This is a genomic window from Variovorax guangxiensis (assembly GCF_003952165.1).
GTDB lineage: Bacteria > Pseudomonadota > Gammaproteobacteria > Burkholderiales > Burkholderiaceae_C > Variovorax > Variovorax guangxiensis.
In genome coordinates, this window is record NZ_RXFT01000017.1 from 78,749 (window position 1) to 102,918 (window position 24,170).

General features: G+C 61.9%; 28 protein-coding genes. 16 read left to right on the forward strand and 12 right to left on the reverse strand.

Annotated features, from left to right (window positions below; genetic code table 11):
* Positions 1–22: 22 nt before the first annotated feature.
* The 5 genes from EJP67_RS28730 to EJP67_RS28750 all read right to left on the reverse strand — a co-directional run bounded on the left by EJP67_RS28730 (position 23) and on the right by EJP67_RS28750 (position 2,797).
* The gene (locus EJP67_RS28730) at positions 23–553 is read right to left on the reverse strand and encodes a F0F1 ATP synthase subunit delta (protein ID WP_126025133.1); all 531 of its coding nucleotides are present in this window, start codon (positions 551–553) and stop codon (positions 23–25) included.
* Between the two features lie 8 nt (positions 554–561).
* Positions 562–1,032 (reverse strand): F0F1 ATP synthase subunit B, encoded by a 471-nt coding sequence (locus tag EJP67_RS28735; protein ID WP_019657640.1) that lies wholly within the window; start codon positions 1,030–1,032, stop codon positions 562–564.
* An 81-nt stretch (positions 1,033–1,113) separates the two neighbouring features.
* Positions 1,114–1,377 carry a F0F1 ATP synthase subunit C gene (atpE, locus tag EJP67_RS28740; protein WP_019657641.1) on the reverse strand — a complete coding sequence of 88 codons (264 nt, stop codon included), beginning with the start codon at positions 1,375–1,377 and terminating at the stop codon, positions 1,114–1,116.
* A gap of 60 nt (positions 1,378–1,437) precedes the next feature.
* Positions 1,438–2,307: a F0F1 ATP synthase subunit A gene (gene atpB, locus EJP67_RS28745; protein WP_019657642.1), complete on the reverse strand. Its 870-nt coding sequence runs from the start codon at positions 2,305–2,307 to the stop codon at positions 1,438–1,440.
* 4 nt (positions 2,308–2,311) lie between these two features.
* Positions 2,312–2,797, reverse strand: coding sequence for an ATP synthase subunit I (locus EJP67_RS28750; RefSeq protein ID WP_126025134.1), 486 nt, complete (start codon positions 2,795–2,797; stop codon positions 2,312–2,314).
* 157 nt (positions 2,798–2,954) lie between these two features.
* Between EJP67_RS28750 and EJP67_RS28755 the strand changes: the two genes are divergently transcribed.
* The 5 genes from EJP67_RS28755 (at position 2,955) to EJP67_RS28775 (ending at position 7,761) form a co-directional block, all read left to right on the forward strand.
* Complete coding sequence (locus tag EJP67_RS28755; protein ID WP_126025135.1) at positions 2,955–3,863, forward strand: D-amino acid aminotransferase; 909 nt, start codon at positions 2,955–2,957, stop codon at positions 3,861–3,863.
* On the forward strand, positions 3,860–4,171 hold the full coding sequence (locus EJP67_RS28760; RefSeq protein WP_126025136.1) for a YbeD family protein: 312 nt from the start codon (positions 3,860–3,862) through the stop codon (positions 4,169–4,171). Before EJP67_RS28755 ends, EJP67_RS28760 begins: the two co-directional genes overlap by 4 nt.
* Before the next feature lie 31 nt (positions 4,172–4,202).
* Positions 4,203–4,904 carry a lipoyl(octanoyl) transferase LipB gene (gene lipB / locus EJP67_RS28765; protein WP_126025137.1) on the forward strand — a complete coding sequence of 234 codons (702 nt, stop codon included), beginning with the start codon at positions 4,203–4,205 and terminating at the stop codon, positions 4,902–4,904.
* A 7-nt stretch (positions 4,905–4,911) separates the two neighbouring features.
* Positions 4,912–5,910: a lipoyl synthase gene (lipA, locus tag EJP67_RS28770; RefSeq protein WP_126025138.1), complete on the forward strand. Its 999-nt coding sequence runs from the start codon at positions 4,912–4,914 to the stop codon at positions 5,908–5,910.
* 84 nt (positions 5,911–5,994) lie between these two features.
* Positions 5,995–7,761 (forward strand): hypothetical protein, encoded by a 1,767-nt coding sequence (locus EJP67_RS28775; RefSeq protein ID WP_126025139.1) that lies wholly within the window; start codon positions 5,995–5,997, stop codon positions 7,759–7,761.
* A gap of 21 nt (positions 7,762–7,782) precedes the next feature.
* Here the strand turns inward: EJP67_RS28775 and EJP67_RS28780 are convergent, their stop codons facing one another.
* The gene (locus EJP67_RS28780; RefSeq protein ID WP_126025140.1) at positions 7,783–8,547 is read right to left on the reverse strand and encodes a sce7726 family protein; all 765 of its coding nucleotides are present in this window, start codon (positions 8,545–8,547) and stop codon (positions 7,783–7,785) included.
* A 26-nt stretch (positions 8,548–8,573) separates the two neighbouring features.
* On the opposite strand from EJP67_RS28780, the gene EJP67_RS28785 reads away from it, so the two are divergent.
* The 7 genes from EJP67_RS28785 to EJP67_RS28815 all read left to right on the forward strand — a co-directional run bounded on the left by EJP67_RS28785 (position 8,574) and on the right by EJP67_RS28815 (position 13,951).
* Positions 8,574–8,909 (forward strand): helix-turn-helix domain-containing protein, encoded by a 336-nt coding sequence (locus tag EJP67_RS28785; RefSeq protein WP_165909725.1) that lies wholly within the window; start codon positions 8,574–8,576, stop codon positions 8,907–8,909.
* The gene (locus tag EJP67_RS28790; protein WP_126025142.1) at positions 8,906–9,778 is read left to right on the forward strand and encodes an 8-oxoguanine DNA glycosylase; all 873 of its coding nucleotides are present in this window, start codon (positions 8,906–8,908) and stop codon (positions 9,776–9,778) included. The genes EJP67_RS28785 and EJP67_RS28790 overlap by 4 nt, the downstream gene beginning before the upstream one ends.
* Before the next feature lie 309 nt (positions 9,779–10,087).
* Positions 10,088–10,186 carry a transposase domain-containing protein gene (locus EJP67_RS28795; protein ID WP_338067726.1) on the forward strand — a complete coding sequence of 33 codons (99 nt, stop codon included), beginning with the start codon at positions 10,088–10,090 and terminating at the stop codon, positions 10,184–10,186.
* Positions 10,187–10,376: 190 nt separating this feature from the next.
* Positions 10,377–11,519, forward strand: coding sequence for an endonuclease/exonuclease/phosphatase family protein (locus EJP67_RS28800; protein ID WP_165909726.1), 1,143 nt, complete (start codon positions 10,377–10,379; stop codon positions 11,517–11,519).
* Positions 11,520–11,585: 66 nt separating this feature from the next.
* Positions 11,586–12,767, forward strand: coding sequence for an LOG family protein (locus EJP67_RS28805; RefSeq protein WP_126025144.1), 1,182 nt, complete (start codon positions 11,586–11,588; stop codon positions 12,765–12,767).
* Between the two features lie 184 nt (positions 12,768–12,951).
* Positions 12,952–13,233 carry a hypothetical protein gene (locus tag EJP67_RS28810; RefSeq protein WP_126025145.1) on the forward strand — a complete coding sequence of 94 codons (282 nt, stop codon included), beginning with the start codon at positions 12,952–12,954 and terminating at the stop codon, positions 13,231–13,233.
* A gap of 82 nt (positions 13,234–13,315) precedes the next feature.
* Complete coding sequence (locus EJP67_RS28815; RefSeq protein WP_126025146.1) at positions 13,316–13,951, forward strand: YkgJ family cysteine cluster protein; 636 nt, start codon at positions 13,316–13,318, stop codon at positions 13,949–13,951.
* Positions 13,952–14,195: 244 nt separating this feature from the next.
* On the opposite strand, the gene EJP67_RS28820 is transcribed toward EJP67_RS28815, so the two are convergent.
* Genes EJP67_RS28820 through EJP67_RS28840 form a run of 5 tightly spaced genes read right to left on the reverse strand, consistent with a single transcriptional unit; the run spans position 14,196 to position 18,221 of the window.
* Positions 14,196–15,308 carry a chymotrypsin family serine protease gene (locus EJP67_RS28820; protein ID WP_126025147.1) on the reverse strand — a complete coding sequence of 371 codons (1,113 nt, stop codon included), beginning with the start codon at positions 15,306–15,308 and terminating at the stop codon, positions 14,196–14,198.
* A 52-nt stretch (positions 15,309–15,360) separates the two neighbouring features.
* Positions 15,361–16,050 carry a nitroreductase family protein gene (locus EJP67_RS28825; protein WP_126025148.1) on the reverse strand — a complete coding sequence of 230 codons (690 nt, stop codon included), beginning with the start codon at positions 16,048–16,050 and terminating at the stop codon, positions 15,361–15,363.
* Positions 16,037–16,633, reverse strand: a complete 597-nt coding sequence (locus EJP67_RS28830) for a 7-cyano-7-deazaguanine synthase (RefSeq protein WP_126025149.1) — start codon at positions 16,631–16,633, stop codon at positions 16,037–16,039. Before EJP67_RS28830 ends, EJP67_RS28825 begins: the two co-directional genes overlap by 14 nt.
* Positions 16,630–17,874 (reverse strand): PfkB family carbohydrate kinase, encoded by a 1,245-nt coding sequence (locus EJP67_RS28835; protein ID WP_126025150.1) that lies wholly within the window; start codon positions 17,872–17,874, stop codon positions 16,630–16,632. Before EJP67_RS28835 ends, EJP67_RS28830 begins: the two co-directional genes overlap by 4 nt.
* Before the next feature lie 11 nt (positions 17,875–17,885).
* The gene (locus EJP67_RS28840; RefSeq protein WP_126025151.1) at positions 17,886–18,221 is read right to left on the reverse strand and encodes a hypothetical protein; all 336 of its coding nucleotides are present in this window, start codon (positions 18,219–18,221) and stop codon (positions 17,886–17,888) included.
* Positions 18,222–18,291: 70 nt separating this feature from the next.
* Here EJP67_RS28840 and EJP67_RS28845 point away from each other — a divergent pair, with 70 nt between their 5' ends.
* Genes EJP67_RS28845 through EJP67_RS28860 form a run of 4 tightly spaced genes read left to right on the forward strand, consistent with a single transcriptional unit; the run spans position 18,292 to position 23,069 of the window.
* Positions 18,292–19,506, forward strand: a complete 1,215-nt coding sequence (locus EJP67_RS28845; protein WP_126025152.1) for a hypothetical protein — start codon at positions 18,292–18,294, stop codon at positions 19,504–19,506.
* A 58-nt stretch (positions 19,507–19,564) separates the two neighbouring features.
* A complete protein-coding gene (locus tag EJP67_RS28850; RefSeq protein WP_126025153.1) occupies positions 19,565–20,224 on the forward strand; it encodes a vWA domain-containing protein in 660 nt (219 codons plus the stop codon).
* A 22-nt stretch (positions 20,225–20,246) separates the two neighbouring features.
* Positions 20,247–21,071 (forward strand): PP2C family serine/threonine-protein phosphatase, encoded by an 825-nt coding sequence (locus EJP67_RS28855; RefSeq protein WP_126025154.1) that lies wholly within the window; start codon positions 20,247–20,249, stop codon positions 21,069–21,071.
* Positions 21,072–21,131: 60 nt separating this feature from the next.
* Positions 21,132–23,069, forward strand: coding sequence for a helix-hairpin-helix domain-containing protein (locus EJP67_RS28860; protein WP_126025155.1), 1,938 nt, complete (start codon positions 21,132–21,134; stop codon positions 23,067–23,069).
* Here the strand turns inward: EJP67_RS28860 and EJP67_RS28865 are convergent.
* Positions 23,066–24,151, reverse strand: a complete 1,086-nt coding sequence (locus EJP67_RS28865) for a GIY-YIG nuclease family protein (RefSeq protein WP_126025156.1) — start codon at positions 24,149–24,151, stop codon at positions 23,066–23,068. The two genes, EJP67_RS28860 and EJP67_RS28865, sit on opposite strands and share 4 nt — an antisense overlap.
* Between the last annotated feature and the right edge of the window lie 19 nt (positions 24,152–24,170).

Here is a 24,170-nt window from a genome sequence, read left to right on the forward strand (position 1 = left end):
CTTTGTAAGGGGCCGGGAGCCGTCAGGCCACCAGCGCAACTTTCATTTGTTCAAGGCGCGCTTTGACGGAGGTGTCGAGCACCTCGTCGCCGACCACCACACGGATGCCGCCGATCAGTTCAGGCTCTTGGCGAACCGTGACCTGGAGCTTGCGACCGAAGCGCTTCTCGAGCGCGGCCGACACGTTGGCCAGTGCCGCGGCGTCGATCGGGAAGGCGCTGTAGACCACGGCGTCGGACGAACCGCTCTTCGCGTTGGCGAGTGCCCGGAACTGCTTCGCAATTTCCGGCAGCACCGAAAAGCGCCCGTTCTCGAGGAGCGCGGACAGGAAGTTCTGGGCAGGAGCGGCCAGCGGTGCACCGAATGCACCGGCGACCACGCCGATCACCTGTTCGGCCGTGGCCTTCGGGTTCTCGGCGAACTGCTGGAGCTCCGGATTGGCCGCGATGGCGGCAATCTTTTCGAGCCAGGCGCTGGTTCCGGCAACGTCGGACGACGAAGCCTTGAAGAGCGCCTCGGCGTAGGGGCGTGCAATGGTGGCGAGTTCTGCCATGGCTTCTATCAGAGTTCGGTCTGCAGACGGGCGAGCAAATCGGCGTGAACGCCCGCATTCACTTCCTTGCGCAGAATCTGCTCCGCGCCCTTGACTGCCAGTGCCGCGACCTGCTCGCGCAGGGCTTCACGGGCCTTCAGTGCCTGCTGTTCGGCTTCGGCGCGTGCGGCTGCAACGATCTTGTTGCCTTCCTCGGTCGCGCGGGCCTTGGCCTCTTCAACGATGGCCTGGGCGCGACGTTCGGCGTCGGCAAGACGTTGTGCGGACTCGTTGCGGGCCTGGCCCAGTTCGGCTTCCACGCGCTTGTTGGCGGCGGAAAGCTCGGACTTGGCCTTGTCGGCTGCAGCGAGGCCTTCGGCGATCTTGGCAGCGCGTTCGTCCAGCGCCTTCGCGATCGGCGGCCACACGTACTTCATCGTGAACCCGACCAGGATCAGGAACACGATCATCTGAACGATCAGGGTACCGGTAATGCTCACTTTTCACCCTCTCTATGGGATTGAATCGAAGCCATTCGCTAGCAGGCTAGAGAACGACGACGCAGGTCCGACGAGAAAGACTTACTTCGGCAGGTTGGCGATTTGCGACAGGAACGGGTTGGCCGTTGCGAACCACAGGGCGATACCGGTGCCGATAATGAACGCGGCGTCGATCAGACCGGCCAGCAGGAACATCTTGGTCTGGAGTTCACCCATGAGTTCGGGCTGACGTGCGGCCGACTCGAGGTACTTGCTGCCCATGATGCCGATGCCGATACATGCGCCCACAGCGCCCAGACCGATGATCAGGCCGGCGGCCAGTGCAACAAAGCTAATAACTTCCATGATGACTCCTAGAGGACTTTGGTTGAAGAGAAAAACAAAAACAAGAACGAAAGCGGCTGATCAGTGGTGATCGTGGGCCTGGCCGATGTAGACCAGCGCCAGCATCATGAACACGAAGGCCTGCAACGTGATGATCAGGATGTGGAAGATGGCCCAGGCCGTGCCCGCGATGATGTGGCCGATGGCCAGGCCGATGCCGGTGGCCGAGAGCGACCAGGCACCGCCCATCAGGGCGATCAGCAGGAAGATCAGTTCGCCGGCGTACATGTTGCCGAACAGACGCATGCCGTGCGAGACCGTCTTGGCAACGAACTCGATCAGCTGCATGGCGAAGTTGAAGGGGTACAGCGCCCAGTGGTTGCCGAAGGGTGCGGTGAACAGCTCGTGCACCCAGCCGCCCAGACCCTTGATCTTGACGTTGTAGTAGAGGCAGACCAGCAGCACGGCGACCGACATGCCCATCGTCACCGAGAGGTCGGCGGTGGGCACGACGCGCAGGTAGGCGTGATGCGGATCTTCACCGGCGAGGTGGAAGATCTTGGCCCAGATCGCCGGGAACAAATCGACCGGGAACAGGTCCATTGCGTTCAGCAGGAAGATCCACACGAAGATCGTGAGCGCCAGCGGGGCCACGAACTTGCGGCTGGTGGCGTTGTGAACGATGCCCTTGGCCTGCTGGTCGACCATTTCGACGAGCAGTTCGACAGCCGCTTGAAAACGGCCGGGAACACCCGAAGTGGCCTTGCGGGCAGCCAGCCAGAGCAGCCAGCAACCCAGGATACCGAGCGTGATCGAGAAGAAGAGAGAGTCGAAGTTGAAAACCGAGAAGTCGGCCACACCTCCGGGCTTGGAGCTTTGCAGGTGCGTCAAGTGGTGAATGATGTATTCACCAGCGGTCTGACCATGTTCCGCAGCGTTTTCAGCAGCCATTCGGTTACTCGTCTCTCAGTTTCCGGCGCCGGGGCGAGAACATCACCGCCAACCAGGCCGCCTTCATTGTCACCACCAGGCCGACCAGCATTGCTGGCCAGCTCAGCGCCGTAATCAGCCTTGGCGCAGCAATCAGCATTGCCACGGACAAGGCCATCTTGACCATTTCCCACAGGAAGAACCCGAACACCGCAGTGCCCGGATTCAGGGAGGAAAACCGGCCGGTCAGCCCGCGCGCGAAGACCGCCGATGGAACAACCACCGCGATCGCGCCATATGCGGCGGACCAGCCCAGATTTTGCCTCCCCGTCAGCCCCCAGGCGGCCAGAGCCACCACCAGACCGACAACCAACTGACCCGCGATCACCCGCCACGGGGAAATCGATGGGTTCTTTGCACGCAGTTCACGCGCCTCATCGGCGGTCAACGGCTTGAATTCTGTATCAAGGCCTTCAGTGGCCTCCGAGTCACGACGGGCGATTGTTTTCATTTCGAATGAAGCCCGGATGACGACCCAGAATTTCTACAAAGCCATTGATTATAAGTAAAAACCCAGCCTGTCCCGCCACCCGCGCTGTCGCGCACGCAAAACGGCGCCGCATTCCCTGACGGGAGCCCGACGTGGCGCGCGCAACCATAATTCCGGCATGCACCCTATCACCGACGCCCTGCCCGCCACGCTTTGTTACCTCGATGGCGAATACACCGCGCTGCGCGACGCGAAGATCAGCGTCCTCGATCGCGGCTTCATTTTCGGCGACGGTGTGTACGAATACGTCCCCGTCTACTTCGGCCAGCCCTTTTGCTTCGAGGAGCACATGGCCCGCCTCGACCGCTCGCTTGCCGAGCTGCAGATCGAGAACCCGCTCTCCCTCGCGCAGTGGCGCGAGATCGTGATGCACCTCGTAGCGCCCGCAGGCGACGCACCGCAGTCGGTGTACTTCCAGGTGACACGTGGCGTAGCCCCGCGCGACCACGCAATGGTGCGCGGCCTGCGCCCTACCGTGTTCGTGATGGTGAACCCGCTGCCACCCATTTCCGACGCGATCCGCGCCAAGGGCGTGGCCTGCGTCACCGCGGCCGACTTCCGCTGGCAGAAGGCGCACATCAAGAGCACCAGCCTGCTGGGTGCCGTGCTCGCTCGGCAGATCAGCGTGGAGGCCGGCGCGGCCGAGACCATCATGTTCCGCGACGGCTGGCTCAGCGAGGCCTCCTCGAGCAACGTGTGGATCGTGAAGGACGGCCAGCTGATGGGCCCGCCCAAGAACAACCTCGTGCTCACCGGCATCCGCTACGGCCTCTTCGAGCGCATGAGCAAGACGCTCGGCATCCCCTTCGAACTGCGCCCCATCTCGCGCGAAGAAGTGTTCGCCGCCGACGAAGTGATCATCTCCTCGGCCAGCAAGGAACTGCTGCCGGTCGTCACGCTCGATGGCAAGCCTATTGGCAATGGCCGCCCCGGCCCCATCTACGAAAGCTTGTACAAGGCCTACCAGGAGGCCAAGGTACACAACGCTCGGAAGCAGCAAGAGCAGAAACACGGAGCCCCGGCATGACCGACAGCAACACCCCCACCACCGAAACCACCTCGATCCCCGATCCACGCAAGGAATCGCTGATCGAGTACCCCTCGCAGTTTCCGATCAAGGTGATGGGCGCCAAGGTCGATGGCTTCGTGCACGCCGTCACGCAGATCGCCGAGCGCTTCGACCCGACCTTCGACGCCACCACCGTCGAGTTGCGCGACAGCAAGGCCGGCAATTACCTTGGCGTGACCATCACCGTCACGGCCACCAGCCGCGAGCAGCTCGACGACCTGTATCGCGCGCTGTCCTCGCACCCGATGGTCAAGGTCGTGCTCTGATGCCCGGACTCTGGGCGCGGCAGGCCCTGCGATGACCGACACCGCCGCCGCAATCGCCGCCGCCATCGAGCTGCGCCCGCTGGGCCGCGTCGACTACGCCGACACCTTCGCGGCAATGAAGCAGTTCACGCTCGAGCGCACGCCCGAGACGCCCGATGCGCTATGGATTTGCGAGCACACGCCGGTCTTCACGCAGGGCATCGCGGGCAGGCAGGACCACATCCTCAACCCCGGCGCCATCCCTGTCGTGCAGACCGACCGCGGCGGCCAGGTCACCTTCCACGGCCCCGGCCAGGTGGTGGCCTATCCGCTGATCGACCTGCGCCGCGCGGGCTACTTCGTCAAGGAGTACGTCTACCGCATCGAGGAATCGGTGCTGCGCACGCTGGCGCACTTCGGCGTCACGGGCCACCGCGTGGCGGGCGCTCCGGGCATCTACGTGCGCCTGGACGACCCGTTCTCCCACGCCGCGCTGACCGGCCCCATGCCCGCGGCCGACCCGTTCCGAGGGCTCGGAAAGATCGCCGCGCTGGGCATCAAGGTGAGCCGCCACGCCACCTATCACGGCGTGGCGCTCAACGTGCGGATGGACCTCGAACCCTTCTCGTGCATCAACCCTTGCGGCTACGCGGGGCTGCAGACGGTCGATCTTTCTACAATCGGCATCCAAACCACATGGGAAGAAGCCGCCACGGTGCTGGGCCAGAAGCTCTGCACCTTCCTGGCGCCTTGACACACCAATGAGCACCACAGAAGTCGTCCCCGCACCCGTAGTGAGAGAGGCCCAGAGCGCCGAAACTTACAACCCCCTGGCCAAGCAGAAGGCGGCAGCCAAGCTGTCGCGCATTCCCGTCAAGGTGGTGCAAAGCGGCGAAGTGCTCAAGAAGCCCGACTGGATCCGCGTCAAAGCCGGCAGCCCCACCACGCGCTTCTACGAGATCAAGCAGATCCTGCGCGAGAGCAACCTGCACACCGTCTGCGAAGAGGCCTCCTGCCCCAACATCGGCGAATGCTTCGGCAAGGGCACGGCCACCTTCATGATCATGGGCGACAAGTGCACGCGCCGCTGCCCCTTCTGCGACGTGGGCCACGGCCGCCCCGATCCGCTCGACAAGGACGAGCCGATCAACCTCGCGAAGACCATCGCCAAGCTGCGCCTGAAGTACGTGGTCATCACCAGCGTGGACCGCGACGACCTGCGCGACGGCGGCAGCCAGCACTTCGTCGACTGCATCAGGAACATCCGCGAACTCTCGCCCACCACGCAGATCGAGATCCTCGTGCCCGACTTCCGCGGCCGCGACGACCGCGCCCTCGAGATCCTCAAGGCCGCGCCGCCGGACGTGATGAACCACAACCTGGAAACCGCGCCGCGCCTCTATAAGGAAGCGCGCCCCGGCAGCGACTACCAGTTCAGCCTGAACCTGCTGAAGAAGTTCAAGGCGCTGCATCCCAACGTGCCGACCAAGAGCGGCATCATGGTCGGCCTCGGCGAGACCGACGAAGAGATCCTGCAGGTCATGCGCGACATGCGCGCCCACGACATCGACATGCTGACCATCGGCCAGTACCTGTCCCCGTCGGGCTCGCACCTGCCGGTGCGCCGCTACGTGCATCCCGACACTTTCAGGATGTTCGAGGAAGAGGCCTACAGGATGGGCTTCAGCCACGCGGCGGTGGGTGCGATGGTGCGGTCGAGCTATCACGCCGACCAGCAGGCGCACGCCGCGGGCGTCTGATGACAGCGACCAGAAGTGAGTGAGAAAAACCAGAAGTCGGTGAGAATTTTCAGAAGTATTTGAGAATCTCCAGAGGGAAACGCGTTGGGAACAGGCCTCTCTTTTCCCAAGCCACTGAAGCTGGAGCCCATCGACTCCGCCCTCACCGTTCGAGCCTTTCCCAAAGATTCCAACCTCTGGCGCATCGACTGGTTCGGCCCGATCGCCTTCCCGAACCGCTACGAACGCAATAGTCAGCCTTCGGTCCTGATCTTCATTTCGCAGGTTGAGCCGCAGACGCAGACATACGAAGGCCTCGGGCACTACAACCAACAACGCAAGCTCTGGGTGTCCGTCGGCACCGCGATGTTGCTGAGGATCGGCGACATATGGAAGAACCAGCGGCCGTACTTTGAGCCGCCGCATACGAACCATACTTTCTCCGGCCTCGTCGTCGACCGATCCACGCTTTCCATCGTCAAGGCAGGCTCAGGCAGAGCGGATGGCAGCTTCCTGCTGCCGCTACCCGATCACCCATGGCACATGAACAACACGCACTCCTACTGCGCTCAGGTGGAGCTGCCCTCGGGCAATCTGCTGTTGATCCCGTGCATGGAGCTCGTTCGCTTCTACTTCGGCTCTTCCAGCACGCTCCTGTCCAGGATCTTCACCCCGCCACTCACCGCCGACATGCTGTACACCGACTACGGCTACGACGAGCGCGGCAAGCTCGTGGTGATGCTGGCGGACTTTCTTCCAGCCGACAGCGCTGAGGACATTGCCCGGATAGCGACAAGCAAAGTGGCTCTCCATGCCGCGCAGTTGATCGGCAACTCGTGTCAGCAGGCGAGCGCCCTTGGCCAGGAGGCCTACCCGATGGCGAGATTCCCCTTCGAGGGCAAGACCGATCTGAAAGTCGCCGGCAGGTGGATAGGCAAACCAGGCTCAGGTACCTTTTTGGTCTACCGGATCGAATCCTGCAGCCATCCCTTTCCATTCAAGGCACTCAAGTACCAGCTCAGCTCGCTACAAAAACCCAGGTACAAGCCAGGCCCCGAACATCGGGCTGCACAAGCAGCCACGGGCGCGGATGGCAAAAGCGGCGGGGGAACAAGGCCCCCCAAAGATCCGGGCTTGGTCGAAACGGATGCGTCGAAGTCAATCACGCCGCAAGTATTTCGGCGGCGCGCCACTCGCAAATTCACCGACCTGGAGAACAAGCGCGTCTGGGGAACTTCGATCACCAAACAACTGGCCGCCCAGCAGGCCGCGGGAAAGCCTCATCCCTCGATAGAGGATCATGCAGTCGGAGAGCCGAGCTCCGAGGAGCGAGTGCGCGCCGTGACGCTGAGCGAGGCAGCGGAAAGCCACGTGCGACAGGTGGCACCGCAACCCTTTGTCCGGGTGACATTGGAGGCCTTGGCCCTGCAGAACGCCGTCAACGTGGAATTGCTGACGACCACACGCGACGGCTCGAACGCTGTGCCACTCGAGCTGCTGGCCGACGAGGACGGCGTCATCGACGATGCGCTGCTGGTCCGGTCCGGGTTCAGGCATCGCGCCCGGCTCGCCCTGGCCTTCGCCCTCAGAGCGCCCGAAAGCGATCGCGGAGCGCTGTGCATCGTCATCGAGGCGTCGACCATCTTCCCGCTGGTGTATCCACTGGCCGATGAAGCGGCGGATGTTGCCGACTCCGATGTTGCGCTCGAAGTGGCGCTGCGCCGCTGCGCGGCGGACTTCCTTGAAGTGGAAAACTCGGCAGCTCAGCCAGGCGACATGAAGGCCCACGGCTTTCGGGTGAAAGCCGATGATCCTGAGGCGGCCCAGATCATCAGCGCCTGGGCTGCAAATCTTTTTGCCGCCCCCGACTGAAGTCGCCCATCCCGATCCGGGTCACATCGTCGCTAGCCGGGCAGCAGTCCGCGAAAGAGCTTTGACAACTGGCACGTCGTTGATGAATGGTGGCCGCAAGCCCTGCGGCTCCAACCAGCTGCGAGGACGCATTTCGTACTTCGGCACCACGATAACCCGAGGCTTGACCCCCACGAGGGGCTGCCTCTGTGGGCGTTGCCGCAGGCAGGTCTGCACATGGATGTCGATCTCGTCAATGCTCAAGGCCTGCGCCAGCTTCTGCGCCAAGGCTGCACGGCTCTTGCTGGCCGTCCCTTTGCCCAGCCCAAGCTCGGCCAGCTTGGCGATTGCTTCGTCCCGCCAAAGCATCTCCGCAAGCCGCACAGGATCACGTGAGGGGTTCGGGCGAGCCGCCCGCACGCAACGCATGGCCAGCTCACCACCCAACCCACAAGCGATCCATACACCCCACCACTCAGGCACCGTGGCCGTGACGTCGTTCACGTGCATGGGCACCGTGGCCACGTTCGCGAAGCCGCAGACAGCACCGTAGGCCTCAGCCTGGACGGGCAGGCGCGTCACCCGGTCCTTGCCGGCCTTGATCTCAAAGCCGGTCAGCGAGGCGCCTGTCACGACGATATCGGCTCGCACCGTCTGGCTTTTCGCCGGAAGGCAGAGCTCTTCGAGAACGAGTTCCTCTGCCCGCCAAGCACCCGCACTCTTGAGCAGCGTGCGCAGCTGCACGTCATGCGCCACGGCGCCCTCATCCAGTGGAAGCCTGAAAAAGGGGTGTCGGATGTACGTCATATATGCAACTATGCAATAATAAATGCATGAACGTCAATGTTGTACTGCAGAGAATCCGCCAAGCCATGGCGGAGAAAAACCTCAAGCAGATCGATATTTCCAGAGGTACTGGCATCCCTCAGCCGACCCTTAGTCGATCGTTCTCCCAGGCGGCCAAGGTCACTCCGACCCACCGCAAAATATGCAAATATCTTGGAATATCGTTAACCGAGGACATGGGTGGTGCGGGGGCACAGGCACTACACCAGGCAGTGCTGGACGCGTGGGACGGCACCGAGCGCCATGCCCAGGCACTTGCGAATCTCGTGCGGGCCGCTGCCCGCGCTTCCGCGGCCTCTTCCACATGGGGTAAGTCGTCATGACCCAGCACGCAGCGATATTTCTCGGGCACACGGCAGTCCACCTGGAACTGCCGTCCGCGGCGAACGAGGTGGTCCCAGGCGTTCCCTGGGGCGCGATCGACGCCTTTCCAACTCCTGCCTACTGGGCGTTCCAGGTCATGGCCCGACGAGTCAACGGCACCAGCGTGCGCTACAGGATCGGCGACACCCTCGCCGAGGAGGTCGCGGCCTGCCTGCTCGGTGGCCACGGAATTCCGGCGAGCATTGGCCTCGCCGCATTCCGGCATCTCAAGCAGCACGGGCTTCTTTCGCTGGAGCGTGGCGCGCCCACGGAGGCCGATTTGCTGGCACAGCTGTCGACCCCCATGGAGTTGGAAGGCAGGTCTGTGCTTTACCGATTCGCGAAGCAGAAGGCGCGCTACCTGAACGCCGCGTTCAGCAGATTGGCCGAGGCCCCCGCGCCGACCGCCTCCGGCCGGCAGTTGCGGGACTGGCTGCTTCCGATACAGGGGATCGGCCCCAAGACGGCGTCATGGATCGCACGCAACTGGCTGGGTGCGGACGACGTGGCGATCCTGGACATTCACATCCTTCGCGCCGGGATGCTGGGCGGCTTCTTCGAACAGGGGCTCACCGTGGAGCGCGACTACCTCAAGCTCGAACAGCAGTTCCTGGCGTTCGCGCGCGGGCTCGGCGTGCGCGCCTCCGAGCTCGATGCACTGATGTGGCTTGAAATGGCCTCGTCCCAAACGACTGTCCACGAACTCCTGCGGGAGCACCTGCCAGCGAACACGGCGAAGCAACAGACGCAGAGCCAGCGGCAGACCGGATCACGTGCGCGCGTCCACCAGCGCCGCGCCGACACTCGCCAGGCCCGGCTCATCGATTGAGCATCCGGCTCTCTGGTCAATGGAGAGGAGCTCAAGTCAAACGTCCGGACACTACCGAAGTCCCGGAGTAACCGCCCGGCCAAGTAACCTTGAACCCGGCTGCTGCGCCAAGGATGCTCGTGTCCGCACCAGAGTTCAGGTCCGAGGTCGCGCAGGCATGCCGACAGCCGGGCGTGTCGATTGCGGCCGCGGCACTAGCCAATGGCCTGAACGCGAACATGGTTCGCAAATGGCTCATCGACGCCGAGACGCGACGCGGCACAGCGGCGTCGCCAATCTCGGCCGTGTCAGCCACGAATCTCAGCGCGCATTAACAGGCATGAGCCCTATGCGTACATCAGTGACGTGCCAGAGCAACTGCCGACGCACCCGGCCAGTCGCATCGACAAGTTGCTTTCGCCTCGGTGATCAGCCGCTTCCTGACCGGCTGTTCGCAGGCCTTGCCGGCGATCATGTGACTTGGGCCGAACACATACCTCTTATCATGTTCGGCCACTGACCAATGAATCAGCATACCTTAGGAGGGCATATGCGGAGATGGCAAGTTGTGCTGGGGGCGGTACTCACTGGCTGGAGTCTGGGCGCTCACGCAGCGGAGTTGGGCATCGCGGCGTTCAACATCGCTTGGGCCGGTTCTGAGGCCGACTTCAACGAGCACATCCGGGTCTGTACCAGCCCCCAGGTGAACTGGTGCGACACACGTGCCAAGATCGTCAAGGGTGAAACGGCGCCCACACCTGAAGAAGATGCACGCGCGAAGCAGTGCCAAGCGGACTTTGACACTGCCGCTGGCGGCGCCGGCAAGGGCCTGCTCGTCGCACCGTGCAACGCGTACAAGCTCACCGCGTCGAAGTGGAAGAAGGCGACGCCTGGGATCTATGCCGAGAAGCTTGAGGGGCTACGCCAGACCGTCGATGGCCTCATCCGTGGGCGGCGCGTTGACGTAATCGCCTTCCAGGAGGTCCGCTCCGCCGACGTTATCAAGGAGATCCTCGGCAGCCACTCGGCCGATTTCGATGCATGCGTCGCGGACCATACGTCGTTCCAGACGGTCGGATTCGCGTGGCGGCGCTCGGTGACGTCCAAGCCTGGGCAATGCACTCCTGAGACCGGCCTCGCGATCAAGGAGAACCTCCAGGATCCGGCGTCTCTGCGATACCTGCGGCCCGGGGTGGCCTTATTGCTCACCATCGGCAATGACCCCTTCACGCTGATGAACGTGCACCTCAAGTCCAACTGCGCCAATCTCATCACCAGCCCGGCCTTCAAGGGTCATGAACTGACCGACCCGGACGCGGCCTGCCAGGTGCTGAACCGCCAGGTCGCGCCGCTGGAAGCCTGGATCGATGGTGTGGCCAAGACTTCACCCTTGTTGGTCGTGCTCGGGGACTTCAACCGCAGGCTGGACGAGGAGGCTGCCAAGCTGGTGGCCTCAAAGGACGTGCGCACGGACCACACGGATCCTGCGACACCGAACAAGACGGGGCCCAATGGCGAGGTCAGCTCCAGATTCCTCTGGCAGGAGCTATCCGACGGAGACCCCGCCCTGATTCAGGTTCCGCCGCCCGTGACGACAGATTGCAAAGGGTTTGAAGGCCTGGACCACATCCTGATCAGCGCGGCGCTGAGCGCGCGACAGACCGGCCAGCCCTCGTCGGAGAAGGTCAAGGTCAAACAAAAGGACAAGCAGGTCATCATGACCAGCGATCACTGTCCGCGGATCACCAGGCTCACCCTCTGACCTCGCGCTATCCGGCGAGCCCCCCTTAACGGCCGGCCAGGCACCGGCCTCACGCCCCTTCAATCTATGAAAATCGAAGTTCGCAATGCCGCCGAACTGGCTGCTTGGTTGGCGCTCCCCGGACCGGCCGTCATCCAAGATCTCGACCTTACTGCAGCGTCAGCGGAGATCGCCAAGCGCGACCTCGCCGGCTGTGCATTCCTGGGCTGTGTCATGACCCCTGGTCTGGCCAAGGCGGCGGGGGAAGCGCACTGTCTAGTACTCCCGCCCATTAAAGCGTCGGATGAAGCCCCCTTCAATCCGTACTCAGTGAGCATGTACACGCCGGGCGAGCTCTACGATGGCTATGACCCGGACGATGCTGACACCTACGACAAGTATTTCGACCGCAAGGTATACCTCTCGTACATGTCCCTCGGCCCGCCGGCTGAGCTCAAGCCGGTGGCAGCCGATGTCCTGCTGCTGCGCCGGATGCATGACGCTACGATCGCCACCGCGCTGGACAGCTTCGTCAAGGGTACGCAGGGACGCATCGTCGCCATCATGGGTGGCCACGATCGGGCTCGCAACGACGCGCTCTACCTTGACGTGGCACTGTTGGCGCTGGAGTTGACGCGCAAGAACTACATCATCGCCACAGGCGGTGGTCCTGGCCTCATGGAGGCCGCCAACCTAGGCGCCTACGCGGCCGGATTTGCTGACCCAGAAGCCGTGGTGAAGGCGTCCGTCGAGCTGTTGAAGACGGCCCCGACGTACAAGGACGCGAACTGGCTGAAGGTCGGCTACCAAGTGTGGAAGGAGCTGGGTAAACCGGTCGACTTAGAGAAGAGCCGCAACCTCGGCATCCCTACTTGGTTCTACGGGCACGAGCCGCCAAACTTGTTCGCCACTGACATCGCCAAGTACTTCGAGAACAGCGTTCGGGAGGAAGGCTTGCTGGCCATCGCTCATTCGGGCGTGCTCTTCGCCGAAGGCAATGGTGGCACCGTGCAGGAGATCTTCCAGGACGCCTGCCAGAACTACTACCGCACCTACGCACAGCTGAAGAGCCCGATGGTGCTGCTGGGAACCGCGTACTGGAACTCGGCCTATTCCGACTACAGCAATCCCGCCGATCGCCGACGGCCGGTGTATCCAGTACTGAAGAAGCTGGCTTTCGAAAAGGGTTTCGCCGACTACGTCCACATCACTGATAGCACGGCCGACGCGATCGATTTCATCGTCAAACACCCGGCTGTCAAAGCCTAGTCGTCCGCCAGGGTGCTGGGCGCCCGTGACGATCAGAGAAGGGGAGAACGAGCATGAAGCTCGTCCGAGATAGTCATTAAGAACTTCAGGCTGCCGCAGGATGTGCGCATGCAGCTAGGCACAACGGTATCACAACGATCCTGGTGGGCCCTAATAACAGCGGCAAGACTCAACCATCGAGACAATGCTGGCGCTCCTGCAAAGGCCGATCAAGCAGTTGTCAATCACCATCCTGACCGTGGGTGACTGGCTGTCGAAGGTGAGTTGGCCGTACGCCTACGTCTCGGACACTTGGCACGAAATCGTGAAGATCTGGGTGTCTGACCAAGCCTCGCCCTGCGGCCGCCATCTGCAGGGCATCCTCCGGATAACGGGACAAGAGCACGCCCATGGCAATATTGACCCCCAATGTGCATGGTCACTTGCGCGGGCGATAGAGGCACCTCCATCGGACTTGATCGCCTGACCCGGCCGCGCCTTGGAGCAAGTTGCCGAAGAGAAGCGACCATGGTTGACAACGATCTCCACCGACGAAACCGCGGGAAAGAATGAACTCCGCAGTAAACCTACCAGCACCACAACGCGAGCGACTGCCGATCGCGCAGCGCCGGGCCGAAGAAAAGCTGAGCCAAATAGTTCCAGATCCGGCAGCCTTGCGGCTGCTGAACACCGCCAGGCACGCCAGTAGTGCAAGGCAACGGGTGATCTGGCTGCAGCGTGCGGCTTCTGCCTGGTCGAAGCCGCTGCAAACAGTTGCTGCATGCAGAAAGGGTTGCGACCACTGCTGCCACATTCCGCTGACCGTCACACAGGTCGAAGCGGAATTGATCGGAAAGGCCATTGGTCGACGACCGACGCCTCCGGCGACTTCGGTACACCTCCTCGAGCTTGGCGACCATGCTCAAGATTGGAAGACCGCGCAAACGCAGCTGCAAGCCTCAGCGCCAGCAGGCCCATGTCCGTTCCTGGTCGACCACCAGTGCGGAATCTACGAGGTTCGTCCGCTCGCCTGCCGGGTCTTGCTGAACCTAGACGACGATGAGCTGCTGTGCCAAAAGGTCGAAGGCGTCGAGGTGCCGGTGCCTTATGCCAACGCCATGCAACTCAAGGCCCACTACTTGGCGCTTCAACCTGCTGGCGTGTTGGCAGACATACGGGCCTTCTTCCCTCCGCAGCACTCGTAGTTCTACGGGAACGAAAACAGTTCAATAGGACTTAATCGGCCCCACGACCTCAAATACGAGCGGGACGCCCTCTACCTCAGTCGGAAGGTTCCGCCCAATGACCGGCTTCTCAAGATTGACTTTTACGGCATAGCCCTTCCCACGCCGTGTCAATCCGATTCCCCGCAAGCCGGGGACTCGGGAAAGCACGACCTTCGCCCGAATCTTCGCTGCCCGAGCGTCGTCGATGGTTGCCGTAGCCATGTCAGCATATTAGCTCAACCTTCAAGGCCTTGAGCACATCATGGATGGGGTTGGCATAAGTCAAGCCGGCGTTATTCCGTCCCCCAGATTCGGATCCGGCAAAAAGCAGCGCTACGGCCTCATTCCGCGAATTTACGATCAAGGATCCGCTGTCGCCTCCATCCGAGAAAGGCCGCGCGCCGATGCCTTCAATCTCGATCGTTTGATCAAAGCTGAGGTTTCCTTGTTCGTAGGCCACGACGACGTCGTCCAATTCGAATGCCGTCACCCGGCCCTTGGTCAAACCCGTCGTTCGCCCTAGCTTGGCAACTCTCGCGCCCTCATTTATGCCGGCAGACGCCAGACCCGCTAGCTTGCCAAGGCCTCTGATCGAGGAGGAATCGTACTGAGCACCTTCGAGGCCAAGTTTGGCGATCGCGCAGTCCACAAGGTTGTGTCTTTTTTTCAGCGGGATGAAATTACTGAGTTCCGCAACCTTGTCCTTCGAAGGGGTCCCATTGTCCAACCGCCCCGGCTGGAGGACGGCATCGCCGATAACGCCCAAGTTCTCCTTGGCCAGCACATGATTGTTGGAAAGAATGAAGGTGACCCACTCTCCATCGATAGCGCGTTGCACAAAGCAGCCCAAGGTGCCTGCAGTAATGTCTCGATGTCCGACAGAGATTCCAATCTTTAGCGGGCGATGACGACGCTGCTCCCAAGACAAAGCAGCACGCTTTTGGATACGCCCGACAAACTTGATGTCGATCTCCCCTCTGGCCATCTCCGTCAGACGAGTCAATTCTGGGCGATCCAGTAAGCTTCGACGTTGCAGTCTGATCGCCAAGCGGTATTCCTTGCTCGTGGGATGCTGAGAGACACCGAGCGCCATGAAACGCTCAGGTTGCGCATTTCGCACCGTTTTCAGATCCGAGGCGGCACGGGCAAATCTTGCCGTGACAACGCTCTCAATCATCGGCTCGACAATACGCTGCACGGCGAGCGCCTTCAATTCACGAACTGAATCGAGTTCCACCTTACTGCCTCCGATGCTGCATTGGTCGTTTTTCGGCCACGACCTTTGGGTTTGACTGGATTTGACCAGAGCATTGCCCGCCGAGTCATAGCTGAACATCCCATATTCGAGTGGCGCTGGTCGACGAAACAGTCGCCATCGGCAAGTCAAATCACACGCGAGCGCCCACAAGCGCCGCGCCGACCCCCGCCAGCCCCGGCTCATCGACGAGCTTTCCGGCCCAGGGTTCTCCTGTGATCCCCAGCGGCACAAAAGCAAGACCCAGCGCTTCGGCCGCCAAGCTCAGATACCCCAACAAGATGCCGGCATCGCGCCATACGAGACTATCGGAGTTGAGGTATTTCGCAGCGGTCTTTCCCGGCTCTGCGACGAGAAGCAAGAGCGTGGCTGCGGGTGCCGTGACCAGTTCATCCATCGCCTTTCGTACGACATGCACATCGGGGCCACCAGGCACCGACACGAGTTCATGCCCCATCGGGTCATATCTATTCCAGCCACCAAGCTCAAGGTTCTGGGCGATCAGGTGCACGGGATGGATCGCGCCGGCAGAAGGTGATGGCCGCTGCGTCAGAGGAAACCCAAGATGCTGCGGACCACACGCCAACTGCTGATTGGCCAGCGCAAGCAGCCACCCCAGTCGATCCAGCGGCAGCGGCGCGAACTCGCGCGCCGAGCGTCGACGGATTGCGAGGTCCATGAAGGATCGTTTGAAGAGGGAGTCATCCGACGACAGCTTCGCCAGCGGCTGCAAAGGGATTCGCTTGCCTTGCGGCCAATGCACAGGCGTGTAGCGCTGCGCTTCGGAGCGTGGCCGGGGATTCCCCAGATCAAGCCATGTCACGCTGCAGCTCTTCGAGCACTTCGAAGTACTTGTTGCACCCGCGGCACTGAGCACATGCCACGTTGGCCTTGTGGCAGCTGTGCGCCCAAGCCAGCTGGTCCAGAGGAACCCGCGCCAGCCGCACCAGTTCGGCCGTGGAGAGTTCGATGGCCGGCGCTTCGACTCGCATGCCACCTTCCTGCAGATTCAACAAGCGATCCAGCGCATCGACAAATTCCTGCGTCCCATCCCGATGACTGCCGTCGGACTTCACGGTCCCCAGCCACAGATGGGAGACGCCGAGTGAAATCGCCTTCATTGCGGCGAGCGTCGCCAGGAGCTGATTGCGATAGGGCCACCAATCGCTCGCGGGTGCATTGGGATCGGCCTTGCCTCCGGCCATGTCGCCCGAACCCAGCGCGCGGCAATCGACGCGCAGGATGTGATGGTCGATATCGAGGACTGCACAGATGGCCTTCGAAGCCCGCAGCTCCGCTTCAGCCGCCAGTTGCCCATAGTCGATGGTGATCGCGATGTCAGGACGCTTCCACCAGGCAATGCTGAGGGAATCCATCCCGCCCGACAAGAGCAGCGCCGTCTTCATAGGCTCGCAGCCAGCCAGATCGCCCGATAGACAGCACCAACATAGTCCTTGGCGAGGATGCAGCCCGAGCCCTCGATCATTTTCTTGTTCTCTTCGCTTTCGTTCTCGCAGTAGACGATGACGGGTTTGTTCAAGGCCCGCGCATATCCGATCTCGTAGATCGTCCCCGAATCGAGGCCGTCACCGATTGCGAACACGAAATCGGCATCCTTGATCCCGTCCAGGTCCTTCGACACCACGTCGTCAGCCGACCCCAGGCCAACGTCGTGATACGGCGAAAACACTGTGAGCCCCATGCTGCGCAAGTTGTCCCGCGCCTGCTCGATCAACCACAGTTGCGCCAGCGTGAAAAACGGTCCCGCAAGATACACGGTCGGTCGCCAGCCCGCCGCATAGCGCTCAGACACGGCGATCGCAGGAGGATCGAACGCAGCCAATGATTCAGGCGTCGCGAAGGAGCGCGTCTCACAGTAGAACGCCGTCGCCTTCGATGCCAAGTCGGCGCTCTCGGCGGGAGTGCAACCACGCTGCATCCACTGGTGTGCGAAGTGGGCGACGAAGTTGTCGCCCGAGCCAATCTTCCACACCTCCTGCGAACGGTAGGCCGGCACGGCATGGACGTTCGTGCCGTCAAAGACAAGCGCCCCTCGCGGCCCACGCTTGATGACCACGACACTGGCTCCGTGCGTTTGCAGCAACTCTCTGGCCATCTCTTCGACGGGCACGTCCGTCTTTCCCGTCATCAGCGAGGCCTCGTGCTGGTTCAGAACGAGTGCGAGCTCCTTGGCGGTGGATCCGTTTTCATGGAACGGCCGCGGATTCAGCGCATTCTGCGGGTCGTAGACGACCCGATCACCGTGAACCCGTGCATCACTCTCCAGCATCCCGAAGCGAACGATGCGCCGCGAGCTGACCTCGATTTCAGGAAGTGGTTCGGCGACGCCATGGATGCGCGGCGTTTCCAGTCCATGGTGATAGTCGAAAGCCACCGACGTCGACGCCATTCGCGTCCGGATGAACATGGAGGTTTTAGAAAACGCGGCCCACTGGGCGATGACATCGGCACTACGGGGATCGACATATCCGTGCAGTTCCACAGCGCCGCGCATTGCCGCAATCGCAGAAGCAGCCCTGCCAGCCGAACCAAAGATCTCGCGCCACCGAGGGCGCATGCATCGCTCGTGATAGATGCCACCCACGACCGCGATCGGATCCTCGGATATCGCCCCTGATGCATCCATAGGGCGTGATGTCAGAGCGACACGGGCCGCACGCTCACGCGAACCTGTCCGTTGGATTTGGAAAGAACCTTCGCTTCGTAATCGGTGCCGGCATTCATGCACTCGCGCAGGCGCTGCAACTGAGGGGCTGCAAGTCCGCCCGCGACTTGGCCGTTGTGCACGACCACCACGACGGTCATCCCGTTCATCTGCCGACTCTCCACCGGAAGCACATCGTTCACCTGAATGCCCGCGATGACGGCCGCATTCGGCGAGGTCAGCTGCGTCTCGATGACCAACGTGTCGCAGCTGATGTCCCAATCGGCAGCGCCACCGCCGCCTCCACCACCTCCGCCAGATCCCGACATGGTCCACCTCCTGTTGTAGTGAAACGCAGGCTATCGACAGATACAGGGGACGCAATACCGAATTCTGGGGATGAGAGAAATGCGCCAAGTGAGACTACTTTCAACACTTCGCTATCGCGAGGACGGGAGGGGTGTGTGGAATCCGCTTCTTGCAACTTATTCGTTACTTTTTTTCAAAATAGCCGGAGGGCTTAGGGTGAGGGAAGTCGTAGGTGTCCTTGCGCTGCTCGCGGGCGCGGGTGTCCTGCTCCATGTCAACTTGGGGCAGCGGGATCGACGTTTCAAAACGGGCTACAAGAACAACCAGGTCCCGACACAGATGGCTGCCGGCCCGCGCCTCAAATGGACGGCGATTCTCTGGACCATTGGAGGTCTGTGCCTGGCGAATGCAGCCGTTCTCGCAGGACTTGCAATCGTGGCGGCCTGCATTGGCGCGGCATGGATTGCCTGGAAGCAATACCCCAAGCTTTGGGCTCGATTCCAGGGCAATACGCCCGAAAACTCGGCATTCACCACGGCGCGCTGGTCCCTCTGTGCCGCCGCCGGAGGCACCGCAGCATACGCAACGGCACTTGCGATCGGGCTGGGAGCCCCTGGCGCCGCAACTCCGCCCGTCGCGAGCGCGCCCGCGGTCTCTCGCCCTGCGAAAGTTTCGGCGAACACTCCCGAGAAGCGTCCTGCTGTTGCAAACACCAATCGTGTCGCGGCTCCGCCGCGCTCCGAGCCCGTCGAGGAAATCCTGGAGAGCAACCGTCGAGCAACACCTGCCGTGGTGATGCCCGTCGAGGTCGCGCGTTCCGTTCCCACGATCGGACCTGTGGATCCCGTGCCCGCCAGATCGCTGGAGGCCGCGGCAGTGCCTGCTCCCGCCATGCCGAGATCATTTGCTCAGCAAGAGAAGAATGAAAGGCAAACCAGAAGCGTCGATGACGATGATCTCGATCCAGACGATCATGCACCGCGCGACCTTCGGGCTCTCGGCCCGATGAGAGGCATCTCCGGTGCCCGCGGACTCAACGTCGCGCCGGGAGCCTCATTCAACCAGCGATTCCCGTACACCCCTCCTGCCCAGCAACGTTCATCCGACGTTGCGAACGCTGAAACAGACGGTCGAGGCAACGCCTACACGCCAGCGGAGCGCACACAGACCAGCCGCATGCCAGCGGAGCGCGTCCCGGTCGAGCGCGGTGTGGTCGTCCCCCAGCGCCAGCCGCTGCAGAGATACGCCCCTGCGCGCTCGGATGCCTCCACAGAACGCTTCGGTCCCCAAGGGGACGGCCCCTGACACCCCCAGCATCGAGCGCCTGCGTGCTTCATCTCCATCAACCCCACAGGAATTCTCCATGACAGAACAGATCGGCTTCGGTACTTCCAACTTCGCTGACAACGCCGAACCACGCTGCCCCTGCGTGCTGCTACTCGACGTGTCCGGGTCGATGTCCGGCGCGCCCATCCAGCATCTCAACGACGGACTTGTCACGCTCAAGGACGAGCTCGCAGCAGATGCCCTGGCGATGAAGCGTGTGGAGATCGCCATCGTGACGTTCGGCCCTACCCAGATCCACACGCCCTTCACTGGTGCTGAATCCTTCTATCCGCCGACCCTGTCCCCGCAGGGAGCGACGCCTATGGGCGAAGCCATCAGACAAGGTCTGCAGCTCGTGCGCGAGCGCAAGGAAGAGTACCGTGCCAACGGCATTCCGTACTATCGCCCGTGGGTCTTCCTGATCACCGACGGGGGGCCCACCGACGAATGGCAAAGCGCAGCAGCGGCCGTCAAGGAAGGCGAAGCATCCAAGGCCTTTGCGTTCTTCGCCATCGGCGTCAAAGGAGCGAACCTCGAGGTGCTCAGCCAGATCAGCGTGCGCTCGCCACTGACCTTGGACGGACTGAAGTTCCGGGAACTCTTCAGCTGGTTGTCTTCTTCGCTCAAGTCCGTTTCGCAGTCCACGCCTGGTACCGAAGTGAAGCTCGATGCGCCAAGCGGCTGGGCATCGGTGTGATCGCCCGGGGAAGGCTCTGGGCATGAACTGGCGCGTGGTATCTGCGATTGCCATCGGCACCTCGCACCGTACGAATGGTTCGGACTGTCAGGACGATTGCTGGGCCATGGTCGAACAGTTGGGCGCAGAGCGGGTCCTCGCCGTCTTTGTTGCTGACGGTGCAGGCTCAGCGCGCTATGGCCGCGACGGTGCGACCACCGCGGTGCAATCTGCCGCACGCTTCATGACTGAAGCATTCGCGTCGGAGGCACCGAGACTGACGATCGAACAAGCGCCCACGCTGGCTCGCGACTGCATTCAGGCGGTGCGCTCAGCGATATTCGAACTGGCCAGCGCCAAGGATGACGCAGGCGCTGCAGGTGGCATCGATCCCATCGACATAGCGGGCAAGAAGGAGCTCGAGCCACGCGATTTCGCATGCACTTTCCTCGGGGCCATCTCGACCTCCCAGGCAACGCTTGTTTTCCAGATCGGTGATGGGGCCATCGTATTGGACACGGGCAACGGACTGGAACTGTTTGCTGCGCCGATGACAGGCGAGTACGCCAACATGACGCACTTCGTCACGCAGGACGACTGCCTCGACGTCATGGTGCACAAGCTGTATCCCAACGGGGCTCTGAAGCTTGCCGCCTTCAGCGACGGCCTGCAGCGTCTGGCGCTGAACATGGCCCAAGGGACACCTCACGAACCCTTCTTCGAGCCCTTCTTTTCGGTCCTGGCGAAAGCCACGGCCGAGCAGGAAGACATGCTGCAGGGTCAACTGGCCGCATTTCTGGACAGCGCTCCGGTCAACGAGCGCACGGACGACGACAAGAGCCTCGCGCTGGCTGTGCGCTGCGAATAGGGCCATTGCTGAACCGCACGCTCTCCCAGAAGCCCTTTTCCTGGCAAGAACCATCCTGTGATGAACAACCTGTGGACTGGCGGCGGAGCATCGGTCGCCCTCGGCAAGCAACTTGGCAAGGGAGGCGAAGGCAGCGTGTTCGACGTTCCCGCGCAACCCAAGCTGGTTGCCAAGCTGTATCACTCTGCCCCTAATCCCCAGAAGCAGGACAAGCTGCGTTTCATGGTCGCGAATGGCCACAAGGACCTGCTCGCATACTCCGCCTGGCCAGTTGAAACCCTGCACCAATCGCGTGGCGGGCCGGTCGTTGGCTTCCTAATGGAGCGCGTGTCACAGAAGCAGCCGGTTCACATGCTCTACAGTCCCGCGCACCGCAAGCAGGACTATCCCAAGGCCGCCTGGGACTTCCTGCTCTACGCCGCGCGCAACACAGCGACGGCGTTTGAAGCCGTCCATCGCCACGGCCACGTGCTCGGCGACGTCAATCAGGGCAACGTCATGGTGGGCAGCGACAGCAAGGTCCTGCTCATCGACAGCGATTCGATGCAGATTGCCGCCGGCGGCAAGGTTCATCTGTGCGAGGTGGGCGTCTCGCACTTCACCCCGCCCGAGCTGCAAGGGACCTCATCGTTCAGCACACTGGCGCGCAACGCCAACCACGATGCGTTCGGTCTGGCGCTTCTTGTTTTTCATCTGCTGTTTGGTGGCAGACACCCCTTCGCGGGGCGCCCGCTGCGCGATGACGTTGGCAATGGCCTGGAGCCGGACATCAAGGCTTTTCGGTTTGCCTATGGCTCTGATGCCCGCCAGCGGGGGTTCGCACCGCCGCCTCGCTCGATCCCCCTGACTCTGGTTCCTCCTTCGGTGCAGTCGATGTTCCATCGTGCTTTCACCGAAGCCGGTGCTGCTCCCGCGGGACGGCCCACAGCAAGTCAATGGGTCGCGGCGCTCGACCAGATGCGCAACACGCTCAAGACGTGCGGCAAGTCGAAGATGCACATCTACCCGAATCACTCCTCAGCATGCCCGTGGTGTGCATTGGAAGATCAGGGCACACACTTCTTCATCGATCTCGGGACCTTCATTGCGCATACCGGCTCCGGATTCGTACTTGCAAAGGTCTGGGCTGCCATTGAAAGCATCCATCCGCCCAAGGCACCGGCGCTGACACAGCCGTCTCAGATCAAGGCTGAGCCCACTCCGCTTCCCACGGGACTAAAGAAGGGAAAGAGCCGCACGACATCCTTCGTTGCCATGGCCGTCGTGGCGGCGCTCTTCACCTACATTGCACCTGCGCTCGGGATACTTGGGGGTCTGCTTTGCCTCGGAATCTGGCTCACGATCTCCAGCGGCGAGAGCGAGGACTACAAGAAGGAAATGGCACAACGCCGATCGCGGCAAGACACTGCCCAGAAAGCCTACGACCAGTTGGTATCGAACGTCACGCAGATCACCGCTGGGGCCAGATTCACACAAGAAAAGCAAGGACTCGCCACTCTGCGCCAAGCGTATGAGAACCTGGCCTCCGCGGAGAAGAACATGATCGAATCGGCCAAAGCGAAGGCTCAGGCACGCCAACTGCACGATCATCTTGATCGCTTCTTCATTGAGGACGCCAACATCTCCGGCCTCGGACCTGCCAAAAAGGCGGCCCTCCGGTCCTGGGGCATCGAAACGGCGGCGGATGTCAATCAATCCAGTGTTGAAGCGGTCAAGGGCTTTGGCCCGAAGCTGACGATGGCCATGCTGGGATGGCGCAGTCTGTGCGAGGCACGTTTCAGATTTGATCCCTCGCCACAAGCGCTGCAGGCAGATATTGCGCGTGCGAAAAACGAGATCGCCGCGCAGCGCCAGAAGCTCGAGTCCGGTCTGCAAGGCGGCCTGGAACGCCTTGCCCGAATGCGTGTGGAGGCCGAGGCAAATCTTGCACGCGCGACCCCCATCTTGACTCAAGCCGCGTCGACGCTCGCCCAAGCCACAGCGGACTTGGCACTCTAGGGTGCTCGACTCCTGAGCAGATGCCGGAGTTCGGGAAGTAGAACCGAAACGAACTCGTCGTACTGGTGATCGAAAGTAATCTGCTGCGTGAGGTACTGCATGAACCGCTCGGTCGTCACAGCCTGAGAGGGCGTCACGGGTGGCAGATAGCCTTTCCAGGCGAGCAGGAACAGGCGTTGCAGCTTGGGCTTGTTCCGTCGACCACGGTTGAGGGCCGATGCAAGTACGTCGTGCGGCGATGCCGAGCGGCTGCCAATGACGCGCCCGTACTTGAAGGTCAACAGGACCGGCAGAACGCCCTTCCTGCTCCAGAAGTCCCAGCTCAGTGCAGGTGCGAACTCTTCGCGCCAGTAGCGGTACCTGGTGAGCCGATAGCACGCCGCAAACACAGCATCGCATTGATCCACCGGCGCACCCGCATCGTAGTACGTGAGCGCAACCTTCAGAAAGCTATCCAGTGCCTCAGCCCAGCTACCTTCGGATTCGAATGCCTGTCGATCGAGCTCCCTTCTTTTGAACTTGTCCCAATGCCCATGGGACTTGAGCGCGAAGTCGACAAATTCCTGGGAAACGTTGGCATACTGGCCGCCTCGCACCTTGTCAGCGCCATGCTGGAGCATGAGAGCCAAGGTGACTTCATCCTCCATCTTGGCGGCCTGGCTCCTGTTGCTTGTCCCCGTGGGAACACAACGCAAAGCTTGCAGGGGTGGATGCAGGGTCGTCCATTCGGCGGCGATACCGGAGCAATGCTGCCGAAATCGTCGGGCAAAGTTGTCCGTCATCCCGACGTAGAAGTGGCCACCAGCCAGCGCGAGTACATAGATATAGAGAACGGCTGACTTCGCAACCCGTCGCTCCTTGTCCTGATCGTTCGGAGCAGGCCCATGCGCATCACCTTCTGAATCCCGCTTGGCCAGTCGCACGAACTCGGCGAAATCCTCTTCTGACACCTCTCGGCTCAATAACGCCTTCTTCCATCCGCTAACCAGAGGCCAGTCGACACCAAGGATTGCCAGTTGCTCACGTGAGTGTCCTCCTGTACAGCCGATTCCTTTGTCCAGCAATTCTTCCGTCAAACGCATACTTGCCCATTAATGGAAA

Excerpts from the sequence above, each read along its gene's own strand:
- EJP67_RS28730 (WP_126025133.1), bottom strand. The coding sequence starts at position 553 with ATGGCAGAACTCGCCACCATTGCACGCCCCTACGCCGAGGCGCTCTTC.
- atpE (WP_019657641.1), bottom strand. The coding sequence starts at position 1,377 with ATGGAAGTTATTAGCTTTGTTGCACTGGCCGCCGGCCTGATCATCGGT.
- atpB (WP_019657642.1), bottom strand. The coding sequence starts at position 2,307 with ATGGCTGCTGAAAACGCTGCGGAACATGGTCAGACCGCTGGTGAATAC.
- EJP67_RS28750 (WP_126025134.1), bottom strand. The coding sequence starts at position 2,797 with ATGAAAACAATCGCCCGTCGTGACTCGGAGGCCACTGAAGGCCTTGAT.
- EJP67_RS28755 (WP_126025135.1), top strand. The coding sequence starts at position 2,955 with ATGCACCCTATCACCGACGCCCTGCCCGCCACGCTTTGTTACCTCGAT.
- EJP67_RS28760 (WP_126025136.1), top strand. The coding sequence starts at position 3,860 with ATGACCGACAGCAACACCCCCACCACCGAAACCACCTCGATCCCCGAT.
- lipB (WP_126025137.1), top strand. The coding sequence starts at position 4,203 with ATGACCGACACCGCCGCCGCAATCGCCGCCGCCATCGAGCTGCGCCCG.
- lipA (WP_126025138.1), top strand. The coding sequence starts at position 4,912 with ATGAGCACCACAGAAGTCGTCCCCGCACCCGTAGTGAGAGAGGCCCAG.
- EJP67_RS28780 (WP_126025140.1), bottom strand. The coding sequence starts at position 8,547 with ATGACGTACATCCGACACCCCTTTTTCAGGCTTCCACTGGATGAGGGC.
- EJP67_RS28785 (WP_165909725.1), top strand. The coding sequence starts at position 8,574 with ATGAACGTCAATGTTGTACTGCAGAGAATCCGCCAAGCCATGGCGGAG.
- EJP67_RS28790 (WP_126025142.1), top strand. The coding sequence starts at position 8,906 with ATGACCCAGCACGCAGCGATATTTCTCGGGCACACGGCAGTCCACCTG.
- EJP67_RS28805 (WP_126025144.1), top strand. The coding sequence starts at position 11,586 with ATGAAAATCGAAGTTCGCAATGCCGCCGAACTGGCTGCTTGGTTGGCG.
- EJP67_RS28810 (WP_126025145.1), top strand. The coding sequence starts at position 12,952 with ATGCTGGCGCTCCTGCAAAGGCCGATCAAGCAGTTGTCAATCACCATC.
- EJP67_RS28815 (WP_126025146.1), top strand. The coding sequence starts at position 13,316 with ATGAACTCCGCAGTAAACCTACCAGCACCACAACGCGAGCGACTGCCG.
- EJP67_RS28820 (WP_126025147.1), bottom strand. The coding sequence starts at position 15,308 with ATGTTCAGCTATGACTCGGCGGGCAATGCTCTGGTCAAATCCAGTCAA.
- EJP67_RS28830 (WP_126025149.1), bottom strand. The coding sequence starts at position 16,633 with ATGAAGACGGCGCTGCTCTTGTCGGGCGGGATGGATTCCCTCAGCATT.
- EJP67_RS28835 (WP_126025150.1), bottom strand. The coding sequence starts at position 17,874 with ATGGATGCATCAGGGGCGATATCCGAGGATCCGATCGCGGTCGTGGGT.
- EJP67_RS28840 (WP_126025151.1), bottom strand. The coding sequence starts at position 18,221 with ATGTCGGGATCTGGCGGAGGTGGTGGAGGCGGCGGTGGCGCTGCCGAT.
- EJP67_RS28845 (WP_126025152.1), top strand. The coding sequence starts at position 18,292 with ATGAGAGAAATGCGCCAAGTGAGACTACTTTCAACACTTCGCTATCGC.
- EJP67_RS28850 (WP_126025153.1), top strand. The coding sequence starts at position 19,565 with ATGACAGAACAGATCGGCTTCGGTACTTCCAACTTCGCTGACAACGCC.
- EJP67_RS28855 (WP_126025154.1), top strand. The coding sequence starts at position 20,247 with ATGAACTGGCGCGTGGTATCTGCGATTGCCATCGGCACCTCGCACCGT.
- EJP67_RS28860 (WP_126025155.1), top strand. The coding sequence starts at position 21,132 with ATGAACAACCTGTGGACTGGCGGCGGAGCATCGGTCGCCCTCGGCAAG.
- EJP67_RS28865 (WP_126025156.1), bottom strand. The coding sequence starts at position 24,151 with ATGCGTTTGACGGAAGAATTGCTGGACAAAGGAATCGGCTGTACAGGA.